This window comes from Flectobacillus roseus (assembly GCF_030056595.1).
Lineage (GTDB): Bacteria > Bacteroidota > Bacteroidia > Cytophagales > Spirosomataceae > Flectobacillus > Flectobacillus roseus.
In genome coordinates, this window is the sequence record NZ_JASHIF010000052.1 from 1 (window position 1) to 563 (window position 563).

Below are 563 nucleotides of genomic sequence, written 5' to 3' on the forward strand. Positions count from 1 at the left end.
ACGGCTGACAATACCAATCCAAATGATGGATGTAGTTACAACAAAGTAGACCAAGTGTTTGCGAATACTAGTATAGCATGGAAAGCATTAGACTGTGATAAGGATGGTAATCCAAACGGTACGGATCCAAATCCACAAGCAGCTACAGCGGCAAATGATGCTTTAACAGCCCCATTTGGCTTGACAAGTACAGTAAGTGTATTATCGAATGATGACTTCTTACCAGTGTTGAGCAATGTAGTTACGAGAACAGGAGGTACAGCAACCGGAACCGTAGTGTTTGCACCAACGACAGGTATCATGAGTTATACTCCATCAGCGACAGAGCCAGGAGGACCGAATGTAACAGTTGTATACCAAGTATGTAACACCTTGGTGACGCCACAAGTATGTGCTAATGCGACAGTAACGATTAGTGTGCCAGCAGCAGGAGACCAAGATGGGGATGGCGATCCAGATAACACGGATCCACAACCAACGAACTCATGTGTATGGGGCATCGGTCAAGTGTTGGCGAATACGAGTACCACTTGGCGTAATGCAGACTGTGATGGTGATGGAGT

At 45.8% G+C, this 563-nt stretch carries 1 protein-coding gene; it reads left to right on the forward strand.

What is annotated here, in order from left to right; all coding sequences use genetic code 11:
• The coding region (locus QM524_RS25930) for a hypothetical protein (RefSeq protein ID WP_283346906.1) at positions 1-563 on the forward strand (563 nt) is incomplete at both ends.